Below are 15,998 nucleotides of genomic sequence, written 5' to 3'. Positions count from 1 at the left end.
GCGGCACTGGGCAGACAGGACATTGAAGAACCGCCACACTGCCAAAGCATCAACAAAAAGCCTAATCTGGCTTGTCCATCTGTGTACACCTGCCTGTCCGATTCTGGACATTTTCTAGCAGTCAGTTAGAACTCAAAAAGGCTCATTCTGTGCAGAATGAGCCTTTTTGAGTTCTTGGCAAGTCGTTTGTTATACATATACAGAACTAATCGTAAGCCATGAAGGGGACGTACCTGGGCGAGTTTGAAGAGGTGGTATTGCTGGCGGTGGCCATCCGGTCGGGCGATGCCTACGGGGCAGCTATCGTCAATGAAATTGAGCAGCAGATGGGCCGCTCGGTGAATTTGGGGGCGGTGCATTCGGCCTTGAACCGACTTCAGGAGAAAGGTCTGGTTAGCTCCGAAATGGGGGGCATGACAGCCGAACGGGGTGGCCGTCGCAAGCGGCTGTATTCGGTAACGGCCTACGGTCGCCGGGCGCTGGAGGAGGTTCGGCAACTGCGTAATCAGATGTGGGCCGCCATTCCGCAAACCACCTGGTCATGAACAAGCCACCCCAACCACCCCGACCCGTCGGTGATGCACCAACCCGACCGCGCTGGGCAACGTACCTGCTGCGCTGGCTGGTGGCGCCCCACCGGCTCGATGAGCTGGAAAGCGATCTCGACGAGCTCTTCCAGCAGCGGGCCGAGGCCGTGGGTACGCGCCGGGCCCGCTGGCGCTACGTCCGCGACGTGCTCAGCCTGCTGCGGCCTTCGCTGATGAAACGAGAAGAACAAACCTACCCCAAACCAACCCATACGACCATGATTCGCAACTATCTAAAAATCGCGTTTCGCACCCTGATCAAGAACAAAGGGTATTCGGGTATAAACATTGGCGGCTTAGCCGTGGGTATGACCGTAGCCATGCTCATTGGGCTATGGGTGTATGACGAACTCTCGTTCAACAAATCCTTCCAGCAGTACGATCGCATTGCGAAAGTGATGCAGGGGGCCACCGTCAATGGCGTATTTGGTGCCGGTGAGGCCCAACCCGTTCCGCTGGCTGATATCCTACGCACGGATTATGCGAGCGATTTTACGCACGTCCTCCTGTCGTCCTGGAACAATGAACACGTTCTGACGTATGGCGACAAAAGATTCACAAAAAGAGGGCGTTACATAAGTCCGGAAGCGCCCAACGTATTTACGCTGCCGATGATGAAAGGCACGCGGTCCGGGTTAAAAGATCCCGCTTCGATCCTGCTGGCCGCTTCCGTTGCCGAGGCCCTTTTCGATGATACCGATCCGATCGGCAAAATCGTGAAGATCGACAACAAGCTGAACGTCAAAGTAACTGGTGTGTATGCCGATTTACCGTATAACACAGAGTTGCACGAGATGCTGTTTATAGCCCCTTGGGATCTGTACGTCGCCTCGGAGCCCTGGATTCAGGCAAACGCCGGTTGGCACAACAATTCCTGGCAGATCTTCGCCCAGATTGCGCCCAACACGACGTTTAAAGCAGTTTCTGAAAAGATAAAGAACCTGAGGCTCGTTCATGTTCCAGAAACAGCGCATCTGAAACCCGTGATCTTTCTGCACCCCATGAGCCGCTGGCATTTGTACGGATGGGATCATTCGGGTCGTGAGGAAGGCCGGATTCAATACATCTGGCTGTTTGGCATTGTCGGGATATTCGTGTTGCTGCTGGCTTGTATCAACTTCATGAACCTCAGCACGGCCCGAAGCGAAAAACGCGCCAAAGAGGTCGGCATTCGGAAAGCCATCGGCTCATTCCGCACCCAACTGATTGGTCAATTCTTTAGTGAATCATTACTGGTCGTTGCGATTGCCTTTACCCTCTCGCTGCTGCTTACGTGGCTGGCGCTGCCCTTTTTCAATGACGTGGCCGACAAGCAGTTGTCCTTACCCTGGACAACACCCGTGTTCTGGCTGCTGGGCCTCGGTTTCTGCCTGTTTACGGGTCTGATAGCGGGTAGTTATCCCGCCCTGTATCTGTCTTCCTTCCAGCCAATCAAAGTTCTGAAAGGAGTCGGCGCGTTGTCACAGTTCCGGTTTGGGCGGCTGGCTTCACTGCCCCGTCAGGTCCTGGTTGTTATCCAGTTCACTGTTTCGGCAACGCTCATCATCGGCACCATTATCGTTTTTCAGCAAATACAGTATGCTAAAAATCGACCCATTGGGTATGACCGCGCCGGGCTGGTTACCGTTACCATGAATACCCCGGAGTTGTCGAGCCATTACAACGCCTTACGGAGCGAGCTTATCGAAGCGGGTGCCATTTCTGACATGACAACTTCTTCATCGCCAACCACCGAGCTTGGTTCGCGGCTGGTCGGATTCGACTGGCCGGGCAAAGACCCCACGTTTAAGGAACAACTGGGCGTGATGGCGGTCACCCATGATTTTGGCAAAACTGTAGGCTGGCAATTCGTTGCCGGACGCGACTTCTCCCGTGCTTTTTCGACCGATTCGTCCAGTCTGATTTTGAATGAAACGGCGGTCCGCTACATGGGTTTGACAGACCCGGTGGGGAAAACAATAAAATGGAATGGTAAACCCTTTCAGATCGTGGGTGTGATCAAAGACATGGTTATGGAGTCGCCGTTCGAGCCGGTTTACCAAACGGCTTTTCTGCTGAACTACGGCTGGTCGAATGTCATTACTCTCAAACTGAATCCTCGACTCAGTGCCAGCGAGTCACTCGCCAGGGCAGAAGTCGTTTTTCGAAAGTTCAACCCAGCCAGTCCGTTCGACTATAAGTTTTCGGACCTTCAGTATGCACTGAAGTTCGCCGCCGAAGAACGAATTGGTACACTCGCGTCGGTCTTTGCGGTGCTGGCTATATTCATCTCCTGTTTGGGCCTGTTTGGCTTAGCCTCATTTATTGCAGAGCAGCGGACCAAAGAAATGGGTGTCCGTAAAGTGCTGGGAGCGTCGGCGCTCAATGTATGGAGCCTCCTTTCCAAAGACTTTGTGGTGCTGGTCGTCATTGCGCTAGGTATGGCCGTTCCGCTGGCTTATTACACGCTGAATCAGTGGCTCCAACGGTATACGTACCGTACCGACATCTCTTGGTGGATCTTCGCTGCAACGGACCTGGGCGCGATACTCATCACGTTACTGACGGTCAGTTTTCAGGCCATCAAAACGGCCCTGATGAATCCGGTGCGAAGCCTGCGGAGCGAGTAGCCATGAACGCGAACGTACCCCGACCCCCGCGCTGGGCAACGTACCTGCTGCGCTGGCTGGTGGCCCCTCACCGGCTCGATGAGCTGGAGGGCGACCTCGACGAGCTCTTTCAGCAGCGGGTCGAGGCGGTGGGTATGCGCCGGGCTCGCTGGCGCTACGTCCGCGACGTGCTCAGCCTGCTGCGGCCTCAGTTCATCCGGCGAGAGAAGACTCTGTACTATTCAAAACCAACCAGTACGACAATGCTACGAAACTATCTCAAAATCACCCTTCGCACCCTGGTCAAAAACAAAGGGTATTCGGTCATCAACATCGGTGGGCTGGCCGTGGGCATGGCCGTGGCAATGCTCATTGGGCTATGGGTGTACGACGAACTCTCGGTCAACAAATCCTTCCAGCAGTACGACCGCATTGCGCAGGTCGTGCGTAACCGAACCGTCAACGGCGAAACCGATACCAAGATGGGTCTACCCATTCCGGTGGCGCAAAGCCTGAAAACGACCTACGGCGATCGGTTCAAACACGTTGAACTGGCTTGGTGGACAAGCTGGCACACGGTCTCGCTGCAAAATCAGGTGTTCTCGAAAAGCGGCAAATTCATCACGCCCGGCGCGCCCGATATGCTCTCACTGACCATGCGCAAAGGCAGCCGGGATGGGCTAAAAGAACCCGCGTCGATCCTGCTGTCGGCGTCGCTGGCACAGGCACTGTTCGGCGACACCGATCCGTTGAACAAAACCCTGACGCTCGACAATACCATGACGGTCAACGTAACGGGCGTGTACGAAGACATTCCCGCCGGAAACACCTTCGATGATGTGCAATTCCTGGCACCCTGGGACCTGTACGCCGCCTCGACAGACTGGGTAAAAGAGGCCAAAGACGACTGGACCAACACCTCGTTTGAACTATTCGTCGAACTGGCCCCGTCGGTCAGTTTAGCCGATGCCTCGGCGGCGGTTAGGAACCTGCTTGTGGGTAAAACGAATGGCAATATCGCCCAGAAGCCCGAGGTGTTGCTGTATCCGATGTCGCGCTGGCACTTGTATTCCGACTGGAAAAACGGCGTCAACGAAGGGGGGCGGATTCAGTTTGTGTGGCTATTTGGCCTGATCGGGCTGTTCGTGTTGCTGCTGGCCTGCATCAATTTCATGAACCTCAGCACCGCCCGCTCCGTCAATCGGGCGAAAGAAGTAGGCATCCGCAAAGCCATTGGCTCCGGGCGGCAGGAGTTGATTGCGCAGTTCTTTGGCGAGTCGCTGCTGGTCGTTACGCTGGCTTATGTCGTTGCGCTCGGGCTGGTCTGGCTGGCGATGCCGTTGTTCAATCAGGTGGCCGACAAGCACATGACGGTTGCGTTTACGAATCCCTGGTTGTGGGCCGTGGGCGTAGGTTTCATCGTGCTGACGGGGCTCATTGCCGGTAGCTATCCAGCCCTGTATCTGTCGTCGTTTCGGCCCGTTACGGTGCTGAAAGGAGCCATCCAAACCGGCAGGAGCATTGCTACGCCCCGGCGGGTGCTGGTAGTGATGCAATTTACGGTGTCGATCACGCTGATTATCGGTACGCTGGTGGTGTACCGGCAGATTCAGTTCGCCAAAAACCGCCCCATCGGCTATAGCCGCAACGGCCTTGTCTCGCTGCTCCTGAACGTACCTGATTACGGAAAACACCGCGAAACCGTACGGAGCGAACTGATCCGGTCGGGTGCGGTGCTCGAAATCGGCGAATCGGCCAGCCCGCTCACCGAAGTCCGGTCAACCAACGGCGGGTTCGACTGGGCGGGTAAAGACCCCACGTTGCAGGTCAATTTCGCGACCATCAACGTCTCGCATGAGTTTGGCAAAACGGTGGGCTGGGAGTTCAAACAGGGGCGCGACTTCTCCCGAAAACTGGCCTCCGACTCGCTGGGTATCGTGCTGAACGAATCGGCGGTGGCGTTTATGGGTCTGACCGATGTGCTCGGCAAAACCGTCACCTGGAACGGCAGCGGCTTTAACCTCAGCTTCCACGTCATCGGCGTGATTAGGGATATGGTGATGGACTCGCCCTACGAACCTGCTAAACCGTCGGTCTTTTTCATCGGTCCCAAACCCGGCAAATTCCTGACCATGCGCCTCAACCCGGCCCGCAGTTCGCAGGCCGCGCTGACCACCATTGGCGAGGTGTTAAAAGAGCATCTGCCCGATGCGCCGTTCAACTATACGTTTGTCGATGAGGAGTACGACCAGAAGTTTCGCAGCGAAGAGCGTATCGGTACGCTGGCGTCTGTCTTTGCCGCGCTGGCCATTTTCATTTCGTGCCTCGGCATTTTCGGACTGGCCTCGTTCATAGCTGAGCAGCGCACGAAAGAGATCGGCGTGCGGAAAGTGCTGGGCGCGTCTGTGCTGAACCTTTGGGCGTTACTCTCGAAAGATTTCGTTGTGCTGGTGCTGATTGCCCTGGCCCTGGCGGTGCCCATTGCCTATTACGCCCTCGACAACTGGCTTCAGGCCTATACCTACCACACCACCATTACCTGGTGGGTCTTCGCCCTAACCGGTGCAGGTACGTTGCTCATCACCCTGCTGACGGTTAGTTTCCAAGGCATCAAAACTGCCCTGATGGACCCCGTGAAAAGCCTGCGAAGCGAATAGTCAGGCCGTTCACGGGGCGCAACGTCAGCTTTTCTTTTCCTACTCGTGCATCTTTCTGGAAATGACGGATCACAACGTAAAAAGATTACGCGCTACGCCTCGTATGCTTGTGTCGATAAACCGATTCTCTATTGGTTAACCTTTATCATCATGCGATCGACCAGTAACACCATCGACGAATACCTCGACACCCTGCCCGACGACCGGAAGGCGGCGATCAACCAGCTTTGCGCTGTGCTCCGGCAGCACTTACCCGCAGGCTTTTCGGAAGAAATGAGCTACGGAATGATCGGGTACGTAGTGCCGCACGCGCTCTATCCGACTGGCTACCACTCAAATCCGGCTTTACCGTTACCTTTCATCAATGTGGGTTCGCAGAAGAACTATGTGGTTTTCCACCACGTCGGCCTGTATTGCGACGAAGCCTTGCTGAACTGGTTTGTGGGCGAATATCCGAAACACAGCAAAACCAAACTCGACATGGGTAAGGGGTGTGTGCGCTTCAAAAAACCGGATCAGATTCCGTATACTTTATTGGGCGAACTAGCCGCCAAACTGACCCCCGACAACTGGATCACGATATACGAACAGCAACGCAAGGGCATAAAGTCGGCCAGCTAGCTATCACGAGCCGTTCAGTTGGCCCTTACGTAATACCACACCCCCAAACGGCTACTTTTGCGGCAAACAAACCTGTCTGCTTCCGTGAAAACTGCTCCGCTGTTAGTAGTACTTTGCCTGGCTTGCTGGCCTGCACTGGCCCAGAAACGAACACCCAAAGCCGTCTTTGTAATCGTGGATGGCATTCCGGCCGATGTGCTCGAAAAAGCCAACACGCCTCATTTAGACAGCCTCAGCCGGGCGGGTTTTTACAAGCGGGCTTACGTGGGCGGGCAGCGGGGTACGTATTCGCAAACGCCTACCATCTCGGCGGTCGGCTACAACAGCCTGCTCACGGGTACGTGGGTCAACAAGCACAACGTCTGGGGCAACGATATCAAAGCGCCCAACTACCACTACCCTACGCTGTTTCGGCTGCTGAAAAACCAGTATCCCGAACGCAAAACGGCGGTGTTTTCCAGCTGGCTCGACAACCGCACCAAGCTTGTGGGCGATGGCCTGCCGCAGACCGGCAACCTGCACGTCGACTACCATGCCGATGGCTACGAACTCGACACGATGGCCTTCCCGCATGACCGCGAGAAGGCATACATGAGCCGCATCGACGACCGGGTGATCGACGAAGCGGTGGCCTGCCTGCGCACCCAGGGGCCCGACCTCTCGTGGGTGTACCTCGAATATACCGACGATATGGGCCACCGCCACGGCGATAGCCCGCAGCTAACCGCCGCCGTCGAGAAGATGGATGCCCAGCTTGGCCGCCTCAGTCGAGCCATACGTACCCGGCAGTTACAGGGCCGCGAAGACTGGCTGCTGGTGATCACGACCGACCACGGCCGCGACGCTAAAACGGGTCACAACCACGGTGGGCAGTCGGATCGCGAACGACAGACCTGGGTGATTGCCAACAAACCCGAGCTGAATGCCTACGGCCAACGTATCCAGCCAGCGATCGTCGACCTGATGCCGACTATTGCCCGGCACATGGGCCTGCGTATACCTACCGAGGTCGAGCGCGAAATCGACGGGGTGCCGCTCACCGGCCCCATCTCGCTGGCCGACCCACAGGTACAGCTACAGGGCGACAGCCTGCACATTGGCTGGAACGCCTTTACCCAAACGGGTCGCGTAAAGGTGTGGCTATCGACGACCAATGCGGTTGAAACCGGCGGCACCGACCGCTATCAATTGCTTGGCAACGTACCTGTGAGGCTTCAGAAGGCCGTTTTTTCGCTGAAAAAGTACCCGTCCTCATTCTACAAAATCTGGCTTGAAGGCCCCGCCAATTCTGTCAACCGCTGGATCGTGCTGAAGTAAGCGTGGAGCCTATGGGTAACAGGGGATTCCTTGTTTTTCTGGCCAACGAACACACAACGGAAAAAGGTTACGTGCTGCGGTTCGTATGCTTGTGTCGATCATAGCAGAACGTCGGCAGGTACGTGCTAAACCGGCTGCTCCAGTTTGTACCGCAGGCGTTCCAGCTCTCGTTTTCTGGCTTTGTAGACGTCATGCTCCCAGCCGCTGGCCAGGTACGTCAGGGCGAAAAACAGGCCGATCGCCAGCATGAGCCAGATCGACTGCTCGCCTTTCCAGACGCCTAACAGGCTTAGCAGCCCAATCGGCAGGCTATTCCAGCGCATCCATTGCGAAAGACGTACCTGATAGGTGGCAACAGAAACCGCCGCCCTGATTTCGCCAAGCATTGAGCGGTCAAACGAAGGGGTGTTCTTTAGTCGGCGCAGGCGATTGGCCAGCACAATGGCGGCGGTGCCCAGCATCCAGGTGGCCATCAGGTACAGCCATAACGCACCAGCCGTGGGTTTCACCATAGTCAGGCCCAGTATAAACACGCCCGCGCCCAGGTTAACGCCCAGGATAAGCCATTCACTGATATTGGTAATATGGCCTGCCTGCTTCTTCTTGACGACAATACGGTTGTGCAGGGCAGTTTCATTGATAACCCACTGTGGCTCTCTCGCCTGCGTATTCCAGATTCTTTGCAATTCGTCAAATTCCATGGTAATCCTGTTGTTTTGATTTGGTGATAAGCTGTTTTTTAATCCGGTTGATCTTCACGCCGATATGCGATTCGGAGATGCCCGTGATCGTGGCCATTTCTTTGTAGCTGAATCCGTCTAGTAGCAGCAGGGTGATCGAGCGGTCGATGTCGTCGAGCTGCTGAATGGCTTCATAGAGCCACGTTAGGCGCTCATCGCCCGGCAGGGGCGTCGCCTGTAAGATGGCCTGAACATTGTCGAGCGTTTCGTGGGCCTGGGCGTGTTTCCGTTCGCGGCTGCCCCACTTCAGCGCCGTGTTGAAGGCTATCCGGTAAATCCAGGTGGTGGTGGCCGACTGTTGTTTAAAGGCAGGAATCGAGCGCCACACCTGAATGCTGATTTCCTGAAACAGATCGTCCTGATCCATTGGCGTAGTGGCATACGCACGCACTACCTTAAACATCAGTGCTTTGTACTGGTTGAGCCACGCCCCGAAAATCTGATTCTGCTCCTGTTCACTCATGACCCGGCTATTTATTGCATTAGTACCGGTCAGTCGCTCAAATCTTACAGACGTCCTCACTTTTCGGATGTTTTCTGTTGTTGGGTACGTTCAGCAGGCCAGATTCCGGGTCTGTATTTTTGATTGGCATGGACTCAGTCAAGTAATTCGGTTGAATCAACAAACGGATAGAATCCGCAGGCTATGAGCAAGCAAGTGCTATTTATACAGGGTGGGGGAAACGATGGCTATGACGCTGACGCCAGGTTGGTGGACTCATTGCAACAAGCCTTGGGAGTGCCGTATTCGATCCGTTACCCCCGGCTTCAAACGGATGAGTCACTCCCAGATTTTGGCTGGCTACGGCAAATCGGAGACGAACTCGAAAAACTCAGCGACGAGGGTATTTTGGTTGCCCATTCTTTGGGCGCGGCGCTGCTGCTTAGATACCTGTCCGAAAACAAGCTGTCAACCAAAGCATACGGAGTTTTCCTGCTGGCAACACCATTCTGGACGGGCCAAGAGGATTGGGTGCAGGGCTTAACACTTCAGGCCGATTTTGCCCAATGCCTGCCTCCGGCCAGCCGGTTCTTCTTTTACCATTGCCGCGACGATGAAGAGGTGCCATTTGATCATCTTACGACCTACCGAAAAAAGCTTCCAACAGCGATGTTTCGCGAGATTGACCGGGGCGGGCACCAATTCGAAAACAGTCTTGACGTTGTAGCCCAAGACATCAAGGGCCAATCCAACTAGGGTTCACTTCGGCTCTGGTGTACAAAGATCTTTTTTAAGCGGGCATCTTGCATACCGTAAAAAGGTTACGTGCTGCGGTTCGTATGCTTGTATCGGCAAATCAACTTACCGCCAACCAAGTCATGACCAGCCCACAAGCTACCCTGAAAAATGCCTGGCCCTATCAGCAGGACCAGATGAACCTGCCCGTCGAAAACCTCGACACGGCGCTGCCCTTCTATACAACGTACCTGGGTTTTCAACTACGCTCCCGCACCGACACGCCCCATCCGGCAGCCACACTTGAGCGCGACGGGCTACAGATTGGCCTGGCCGAAAACGGCGGTGACCCGGCACAGGATGGCTGCTTTTTCGAGGTCGACAATGTAGCCAACGCCTTTGCCGAATTAAAAGCCAACGGATGGCCACAGGAACAACCCGGCTTCAGCAGGCAACAGCACGGCGACGTGCGGTGGAAGGTCTTCTTCGTGGTGGCGCCCGACGGCCTTTGCTACTGCTACGGCGAACGGGAGTTGTAGCCATCAGCGGCCAGCCGGGTAGTTGGGTATATTACGGCCGAGGTAGATGGGACGCTCAGCTTTATACATGTTGCCCACGTCTATGAGCGTCAGGATGCCGCTGCCGCCCCGGTTGTCCAACTTTTGGCGTTTCGCTGGCGTGAGCAGCGGGTCGTCGGCAAAGACAAACTCGTCGATGTAGTATTCGGGTAGGCCCGGCTCTTTCACCGTGACATGGATGTGAGCCGGTTCATCGGCGTCGGGGTAAGGCGCCGGCCGCAACGTCACAAATTTGTACTCGCCTTTTTCGTTGGTTCGCAGCCAGCCGCGCAACGAGCCATGCCGCCGCTCCCAGCCTTTGGCGCCCTTGTTGGCGACGTAGTGCCCGGTTTGATCGGTGTGGTAAAGGTAAAGCACCACACCCGGCGCCGGAGTCTTGCCGTCGGCCTTATAGACGATACCGTTAATTCCCAGCGGCTTTGTACCCTGCCAGGTGGCGTCGGGAAGCTTCAGGAAACTGTCCAGCTTCTCGAACGGGATCGGGCTTTCGTGGATGGCTTCGCAGCCTTCGCAAGGGCCACCCACCTGTCTGGATTGGCAGTACCCCGTCAGGCTCAGCAGCAGGTTCAGCGCGAACAGCGTGTATCGGTTCATGAACGTACCTGGTTTTCAGCACAATCTACAACCTTTCTGAACACTACCGGCCCCAGCCCTTCTACGCCAGCCGCGCCCGAATGCCCGCCACGGCGTCTTCGTATGACGCGCCGATGGGGATAACGTAGTGGGCCACGGTGATGTCCTGCCGCGCCAGTTTGGTGATCTTATCCACCGCCACGCAGTAAGATCGGTGAACGCGCACGAAACGGTCGGGCGGGAGTTGCTGCATCAGGTCGGTGAGGGTCTGTCGGGTGAGCAGCTTGCGGGTGGGTAATACCAGCGACAGGTAGTTGCCGTCGGCTTCCACATACAGCAGGTCGTCGAGCATCACTTTTTCTTCCTCGAACCCCGTTTTTACGAAGAGAAAGTCCGGTACGGTCGGCCCTGCCCGCAACGTGTGGATATCGAGGGCTTTGGTGCAGGCTTTCAGGAAGCGGGCGGGCGAAAAGGGCTTCAGCAGGTAGTCGACGGCATCGAGTTCGAAGCCCTGCACGGCAAAATCGGAGTAAGCCGTGGTGAAGATTATCAGTTGCGGACGCGGCAGGCAGTTGACTACCTCCACGCCCGAAATGTCGGGCATCTTAATATCGAGAAAGAGCAGATCGACGCGGTTGGTTTGCAGCCAGGCAATGGCCTCATAGGCGTCGGTAAACTGCGCTTTCAGGTCCAGAAACGGCACTTTCGCCGCGTGCAGCCGGATCACGTCCAGCGCCTGGGGTTCATCGTCGATCGCAATGGCAGTCAGTGGCATGGTTGATACGAAAAAGTGAATAAACGAAGCAGTAGACCGGTACCCGCCCACCTGTCGGCGATGGGTTACCTGGCCTTTTTGACCAATAACCCTACCCTGTCAGCCCGCACCGGCAAAGCTAGCGGTTAAGGGCGTAGAGCCGCGTTGCAGGCAGTGCGGAAACCTCCCCCAACACGGTTAACCGTTGCCTTGATCCCACCATTATGGCCCGCTGGCAGGTCAGCGATGGAGGGAGCTATTTGAAAGAAAAGAAGGCCATTGAGCCACTCTTTCACGTTTACATACTAAGTACAACCCGCTTGTAAGCCTATGAAGAGTCGCTGTTTTATTGCCTGCTGGCTGCTTATCTCCTTATTCCTGAGCGTTTTGCCCACCTACGGACAGGACACGACCAGCATCCTGTCGCCCGAATCTGACCAACAGATTCCCGATACGCTGCTATTCAGAATTCAGAAAGCCCAATCGATCATTACCGAGGTGAAGGCGGCGGGTCGGCGAGGGTATGGAGTTGCACGCATACGCACCGGCCTGGCGGATGTACAGACCAACGTAACACCCATTCAGGACGACATCAACCTGCAAAAGGGTAACATCGATGCCAAAAGTCTGGCCAATTACCGGCTTATTCTGAACGACGCGCAGACCAAGTTGGGCACCTGGCAAACGAGCCTTTCCAAAGCCAGTAACGACCTGCAAAGTCAGCTCAATCAGTTGCTTGCCCTGAGCAGTGATTCGCTGCTGGTCGTGGCCGGTAGCGACACTACCCAGAAGAAACTCTACAGCGACCAGTTGATTAGCCTGAAGTTACAGTTGCAGGAGGCTGGCGTCCGAACGACCGCGCAACTCGACACGGTAAGCCGCCTGCTGGCCAACGTATCAGGTACGTCGTTGCGCGTCAACGACCTGCAAACAACGCTGAACGAACAAGCGCAGCAATCGGCGACCGACGTCCTCCAGCAGGAAGCGCCCTTTCTCTGGGAGGCTCCCGCCGCAGTTACTACCAGTGAGTCACAAGCCATTGCTCGGTCGACGTATCAGGGGCAACAGAAAATCCTGACGTACTTCCTGGCCTCGACTTGGGACAACCGGTTTCTGCTGTACCTGCTCGCTGTCGGCTTTTTCGTCTGGGTCTTTACCAATCATCGTAAAGCCACCGAGCTGTCGATTGATCCCGAAAGCGATACCCTCCACCCCATTCCGGTTGTTGCCTCACTGATCGTGCTGCTGAACCTGATTCCGCTCTTCGAACCCAGTTCTCCATCGTTTTATATTGAATTGACCCAGTTTCTGTTACTGCTGGTGCTGACGGTTTATTTATGGCGCCGAATACCCAAATCCGACCTGCGACTCTGGCTCTTCAACGGTGTACTGTACGTGCTGCTGATTATAACCAACAGCCTGCTCAACGGCTCGCTCTGGTCGCGGCTCTGGCTCATCATCCTGAACATTTCCTTTTTGTACACGGGTTACCACTACGCCAGACACCTGCACTTTAGCTCTGTTAGTATCCGCATCGTCCGGCCGGTAACGCGGTTGTATTTTGTGCTGCACCTCCTCGCCATTGTCCTGAACCTCCTCGGCCGGATCAGCCTGGCCAAAACGTTCAGCATCACCGCCGTGGTGGCGCTGGTTCAGATTACGGGGCTAGTCGTTTTCATCGAAATCGTACTCGAAGCCCTGGAGCTACAAATTCGCATCAGCGCCTGCTCCAAGGGGCTTTTCTCGCGGGTCAACGTCAGCCATTCGCGTGCGTTTGCCAAAAAAGCGCTGATTCTGCTGGCCATCGGGCTGTGGCTGATGGTCTTCTTCATTAATCTGGGCATCGATAACGACGTCTTCAACTTCATCAGTGGTATTCTTAGCAAGCCCCGCACGTTTGGCAGCGTCACTTTCAGCCTGAGCAATATCCTGTCGTTTTCCATCATCATCTACCTGTCGAGTCTGCTTCAGCGAAACGTCGGCCTGTTCTTCGGCGAAAGTCAGCTTCCTCCCACCGATGGGCAGGTCGATCAGGTCAGCTCAATTCTGGCCCTGATTCGGCTGGTTATCATTGTCGGGGGCGTGTTGCTGGCGGTGGTAGCATCGGGGATTTCGATCGACAAATTCACGGTGGTGCTGGGAGCGCTCAGCGTCGGTATCGGCCTGGGTATGCAAACGATCGTTACCAACTTCGTATCGGGTATCATCCTGATATTCGAGAAGCCCTTCCGCATCGGCGACTACATTGAACTGGCCGACCGCAAAGGCCGTATCCTCGACATCGGTATTCGCTCCAGCCGCATGCTGACCGGGCAGGGGTCGGAGGTCATCATTCCCAACGGCGATTTGCTGTCGAACCGGCTCGTCAATTGGTCGTCGCGGGGTACGTACCTGAAAACAGAGTTTACGCTCAAGGTGGCCATCGACACGTCGGTGGATGACCTGCGGGCCATTATTCAGAACGAAGCGAGCCAACTCGGCGAATCCATGCAGATGCCGGACATCATGATCAGCAGCATCGGCGGCGACGCCATTGAACTGAAGGTCGTCATCTGGATCAAGAGCATTTCGAGCGAAGCCAGTCTGAAGAGTGAACTCCTGCAACGCCTGATAACCCGGTTCAATGAAGTCGGCATCAAACTGCTGTAGCCGCTGACTTCGTTGAACCCACCTTTGGCGATTAGTTCGTGAAAAAAGGCAGTGTCAGCGCCACGAAATAATCCTGATCCGACTGCTGAATGACCAGCTGATGCTGACCGGGGTAAATCAGTTCCAGCCGTTTCCTGACGTTGGCCAGGCCCACGCCGGTGTGTACAGCTTCGGGGTCGTTCTGCGGCTTCGGATGCCGGGAGTTATGCACTTTGAAATACAGTTGGGTGTCATCGAGCGTCAGCGTGACGGTAATCCAAGACGGGTGCCGCAGGCTAATGCCGTGCTTGAACGCATTTTCGACAAAGGGCGTCAGCAGCATGGGCGCAATGGACAACGAGCGGCTGGGCTCCTGAATGGTTACCCGAATGGCGATGTCGTGCGATTCGTCGATGCGCATCCGCTGAATCTCAATGTAGTTGCGCAGGTACTCGATTTCCTTGTCGAGCGGAATGCGGTCGCGGTTGTTTTCCTGCAACATAAACCGCATCATATCGCCCAGTTTCTGAATGCCGTCGGCCGTTTTATCTGCTTTCTCTTTCAGCGCGGTCGCATAGAGGCTGTTGAGCGCATTGAACAGAAAATGCGGGTTGATCTGCGCCCGCAGGCTCGACAGCTCGGCTGCTCCCGCCGACACCTGTGTTTGCAACACCACCTTTTCTTTATTGAGCACCTGCCGCAGATACGCAATGAACACCGAGCCGATAATGACGATGAGCGAAAAGACGATGAGCGGATCGAACGCCCAGAAGTAGAAATTGGTGGCGGCTCCCCACAGCGCCGTCGTCACGAGCAGGATGCTCAGCAGGTATGTGCCAATGCTGGCTGTCAGGGCTGATTCCGAAGTACGGGGTTGGGCCAGCAACGGGATGATCTGAGTATAGACATACTGCTGCAGGGCCAGAATCTGCCCACCCAGGCACAGGACGATCAGCAGATCGCGCAAACCGCTCCCCCGGTACCAAAGCGTTGGCGGCAGGGCGTCCGTCAGCGCAAACGTAACAGCCATCAGGGCCAGTCCACTCAGCAGCAGGTAGCTCACCAGCCGGAAATGGGCCGCCGACTCACGCGCAATCCGGTGCGTCAGAAACTGATAGTATTGGAAGGCCAGTTCATACGTACCCAGCAGTATCCCCAGCCCGATGGTGTCGGCCAGCACGGTTCGTTTTCGATACAGCGAATACACCGCCAGCCCGATTACGTTGTCCAGGCCGTCGTGCTGGTAGCGCACATACAGTTTCAGGTAATGGTACACCAACGTACCTACCAGCAGAAGCCCGGCCGCCGCGCCGGTCAGCAGCCAGCCTTGCTGATCATCAGCCTGTTGTTGCAGCTTCGGGTAGGCCAGTTGATGGAAGACAAACCAGGCCAGTAGCACCAGCAGCGCCCCACCAATGAGGGGTACGTTGTTGTTGAGGGTGTGGTCGTATCCGTTCAGCTGCCGCAGGATCCCCACCGACGCCCCCCGCTGACTGGCCACCGCCGACCAGTAGCGCCCCTCATATTGGTTGATTTCCTGAATTAGTCGCCTGATGATGTAAATGGTGACCGTTCCGACCAGCAAGTAGGTCTCGAACCGTCGAAAGCGTGTAGTATCCTGCATGATGTTCGTTGCTTGTAGGCCAAAACTAGGCAGGCTGCGGAGGCGCGGGGCCCCAATGGGACGAACTACGCGAAAAATGGGGCGAAACCAGCGGCTGCGGTGCTTCAGGTACGTTTCGGTATGAATGGTTCGCCTATTCACCTACTTCGCAGGC

Annotated in this window: 13 protein-coding genes; 8 read left to right on the top strand and 5 right to left on the bottom strand. The window is 55.9% G+C overall.

The annotated features are described in order from the left end of the window. Nucleotides 1–218 precede the first annotated feature (218 nt). From ACAW74_RS20095 to ACAW74_RS20075, 5 genes are all read left to right on the top strand, one after another. Complete coding sequence (locus ACAW74_RS20095) at nt 219–545, top strand: PadR family transcriptional regulator (protein ID WP_370700018.1); 327 nt, start codon at nt 219–221, stop codon at nt 543–545. Beyond that, on the top strand, nt 542–3,196 hold the full coding sequence (locus tag ACAW74_RS20090; protein WP_370700017.1) for an ABC transporter permease: 2,655 nt from the start codon (nt 542–544) through the stop codon (nt 3,194–3,196). The genes ACAW74_RS20095 and ACAW74_RS20090 overlap by 4 nt, the downstream gene beginning before the upstream one ends. A 2-nt stretch (nt 3,197–3,198) precedes the next feature. Further along, on the top strand, nt 3,199–5,832 hold the full coding sequence (locus ACAW74_RS20085) for an ABC transporter permease (RefSeq protein WP_370700016.1): 2,634 nt from the start codon (nt 3,199–3,201) through the stop codon (nt 5,830–5,832). Between the two features lie 150 nt (nt 5,833–5,982). Further along, nucleotides 5,983–6,453 carry a DUF1801 domain-containing protein gene (locus ACAW74_RS20080; RefSeq protein ID WP_370700015.1) on the top strand — a complete coding sequence of 157 codons (471 nt, stop codon included), beginning with the start codon at nt 5,983–5,985 and terminating at the stop codon, nt 6,451–6,453. 84 nt (nt 6,454–6,537) lie between these two features. Continuing rightward, nucleotides 6,538–7,770, top strand: coding sequence for an alkaline phosphatase family protein (locus tag ACAW74_RS20075; RefSeq protein ID WP_370700014.1), 1,233 nt, complete (start codon nt 6,538–6,540; stop codon nt 7,768–7,770). Between the two features lie 125 nt (nt 7,771–7,895). On the opposite strand, the gene ACAW74_RS20070 is transcribed toward ACAW74_RS20075, so the two are convergent. Both ACAW74_RS20070 and ACAW74_RS20065 read right to left on the bottom strand, forming a co-directional pair. Beyond that, nucleotides 7,896–8,471, bottom strand: a complete 576-nt coding sequence (locus tag ACAW74_RS20070) for a hypothetical protein (RefSeq protein ID WP_370700013.1) — start codon at nt 8,469–8,471, stop codon at nt 7,896–7,898. After that, nucleotides 8,461–8,973 carry an RNA polymerase sigma factor gene (locus ACAW74_RS20065; RefSeq protein ID WP_370700012.1) on the bottom strand — a complete coding sequence of 171 codons (513 nt, stop codon included), beginning with the start codon at nt 8,971–8,973 and terminating at the stop codon, nt 8,461–8,463. Before ACAW74_RS20065 ends, ACAW74_RS20070 begins: the two co-directional genes overlap by 11 nt. A 183-nt stretch (nt 8,974–9,156) precedes the next feature. On the opposite strand from ACAW74_RS20065, the gene ACAW74_RS20060 reads away from it, so the two are divergent. Further along, nucleotides 9,157–9,708: an alpha/beta hydrolase gene (locus ACAW74_RS20060; RefSeq protein ID WP_370700011.1), complete on the top strand. Its 552-nt coding sequence runs from the start codon at nt 9,157–9,159 to the stop codon at nt 9,706–9,708. A 122-nt stretch (nt 9,709–9,830) separates the two neighbouring features. Further along, nucleotides 9,831–10,226 carry a VOC family protein gene (locus ACAW74_RS20055; RefSeq protein ID WP_370700010.1) on the top strand — a complete coding sequence of 132 codons (396 nt, stop codon included), beginning with the start codon at nt 9,831–9,833 and terminating at the stop codon, nt 10,224–10,226. A gap of 3 nt (nt 10,227–10,229) precedes the next feature. Here ACAW74_RS20055 and ACAW74_RS20050 read toward each other — a convergent pair whose 3' ends face one another. Beyond that, entirely contained in the window at nt 10,230–10,859 is a 630-nt protein-coding gene (locus ACAW74_RS20050; RefSeq protein ID WP_370700009.1) for a dioxygenase family protein, read from the bottom strand. 61 nt (nt 10,860–10,920) lie between these two features. After that, nucleotides 10,921–11,613 carry a LytR/AlgR family response regulator transcription factor gene (locus ACAW74_RS20045; protein ID WP_370700008.1) on the bottom strand — a complete coding sequence of 231 codons (693 nt, stop codon included), beginning with the start codon at nt 11,611–11,613 and terminating at the stop codon, nt 10,921–10,923. Nucleotides 11,614–11,922: 309 nt separating this feature from the next. On the opposite strand from ACAW74_RS20045, the gene ACAW74_RS20040 reads away from it, so the two are divergent. Further along, nucleotides 11,923–14,241, top strand: a complete 2,319-nt coding sequence (locus tag ACAW74_RS20040) for a mechanosensitive ion channel family protein (protein ID WP_370700007.1) — start codon at nt 11,923–11,925, stop codon at nt 14,239–14,241. Between the two features lie 31 nt (nt 14,242–14,272). On the opposite strand, the gene ACAW74_RS20035 is transcribed toward ACAW74_RS20040, so the two are convergent. After that, on the bottom strand, nt 14,273–15,844 hold the full coding sequence (locus ACAW74_RS20035) for a sensor histidine kinase (protein ID WP_370700006.1): 1,572 nt from the start codon (nt 15,842–15,844) through the stop codon (nt 14,273–14,275). Nucleotides 15,845–15,998 lie beyond the last annotated feature (154 nt).

Source organism: Fibrella musci (assembly GCF_041321105.1).
In the GTDB taxonomy this organism is placed as follows: domain Bacteria; phylum Bacteroidota; class Bacteroidia; order Cytophagales; family Spirosomataceae; genus Fibrella; species Fibrella musci.
The sequence above is the reverse complement of the archived record's forward strand: the minus strand, read 5'-3'. Positions and strand labels throughout refer to the sequence as shown.

What these genes read in the sequence shown, in the direction of transcription:
- ACAW74_RS20095 (WP_370700018.1), top strand. Translation starts at nt 219, where the DNA reads ATGAAGGGGACGTACCTGGGCGAGTTTGAAGAGGTGGTATTGCTGGCG.
- ACAW74_RS20090 (WP_370700017.1), top strand. Translation starts at nt 542, where the DNA reads ATGAACAAGCCACCCCAACCACCCCGACCCGTCGGTGATGCACCAACC.
- ACAW74_RS20085 (WP_370700016.1), top strand. Translation starts at nt 3,199, where the DNA reads ATGAACGCGAACGTACCCCGACCCCCGCGCTGGGCAACGTACCTGCTG.
- ACAW74_RS20080 (WP_370700015.1), top strand. Translation starts at nt 5,983, where the DNA reads ATGCGATCGACCAGTAACACCATCGACGAATACCTCGACACCCTGCCC.
- ACAW74_RS20070 (WP_370700013.1), bottom strand. Translation starts at nt 8,471, where the DNA reads ATGGAATTTGACGAATTGCAAAGAATCTGGAATACGCAGGCGAGAGAG.
- ACAW74_RS20065 (WP_370700012.1), bottom strand. Translation starts at nt 8,973, where the DNA reads ATGAGTGAACAGGAGCAGAATCAGATTTTCGGGGCGTGGCTCAACCAG.
- ACAW74_RS20060 (WP_370700011.1), top strand. Translation starts at nt 9,157, where the DNA reads ATGAGCAAGCAAGTGCTATTTATACAGGGTGGGGGAAACGATGGCTAT.
- ACAW74_RS20055 (WP_370700010.1), top strand. Translation starts at nt 9,831, where the DNA reads ATGACCAGCCCACAAGCTACCCTGAAAAATGCCTGGCCCTATCAGCAG.
- ACAW74_RS20050 (WP_370700009.1), bottom strand. Translation starts at nt 10,859, where the DNA reads ATGAACCGATACACGCTGTTCGCGCTGAACCTGCTGCTGAGCCTGACG.
- ACAW74_RS20045 (WP_370700008.1), bottom strand. Translation starts at nt 11,613, where the DNA reads ATGCCACTGACTGCCATTGCGATCGACGATGAACCCCAGGCGCTGGAC.
- ACAW74_RS20040 (WP_370700007.1), top strand. Translation starts at nt 11,923, where the DNA reads ATGAAGAGTCGCTGTTTTATTGCCTGCTGGCTGCTTATCTCCTTATTC.
- ACAW74_RS20035 (WP_370700006.1), bottom strand. Translation starts at nt 15,844, where the DNA reads ATGCAGGATACTACACGCTTTCGACGGTTCGAGACCTACTTGCTGGTC.